1 protein-coding gene is annotated in these 551 nt (G+C 53.2%); it reads left to right on the forward strand.

Translation table 11 applies throughout. The features are described 5' to 3' along the window. On the forward strand, positions 1-551 hold a 551-nt coding region (locus F909_RS21400), incomplete at both ends, for an Ig-like domain-containing protein (protein WP_212749611.1).

Genomic DNA, 551 nt, shown 5'->3' on the forward strand with positions numbered 1-551 from the left:
ATTGTGAATACAGCAGCAGGTACGTGGAGTGCAGTGGTTGCAGGTAGTGACCTGTTGGCGGATGGTGATAAAACCATTGATGCCAAAGCGACCTTCACCGATGCAGCAGGCAACAGCAGCAACGTGACTGATACGCAAGTATATACAGTCGATACCACAGCACCGAATAACAGCACCACCACGGTGACCATCGATCCGATTGCGGGCGATGGCGTGGTTGACTCTACCGAAGCGGGTGCGAACCAAACCATCAAAGGAACAGTCACAGGTGAATACACTGTGGGTGATGTGGTCACGGTGAACGTCAATGGCGTGAATCTCAGCACCACCGTACAAGCAGGTGGAACCTGGTCAGTGACGGTTGCCGGCGGACAATTGGTCCTTGATGCAGACAAAGTGATTAACGTCAGCATTGCAGCGACAGATGCCGCAGGCAACGTGGGTAATGCGACTGCAGATGCGAGCTACACGGTGAATATCACGACCCCAGTGGTGGTGGTGAATCCAATTACCGGTGACAACATCATCAATGCGGTAGAAGCAGGCGCAAC

This window comes from Acinetobacter sp. ANC 3929, from assembly GCF_000369405.1.
GTDB lineage: Bacteria > Pseudomonadota > Gammaproteobacteria > Pseudomonadales > Moraxellaceae > Acinetobacter.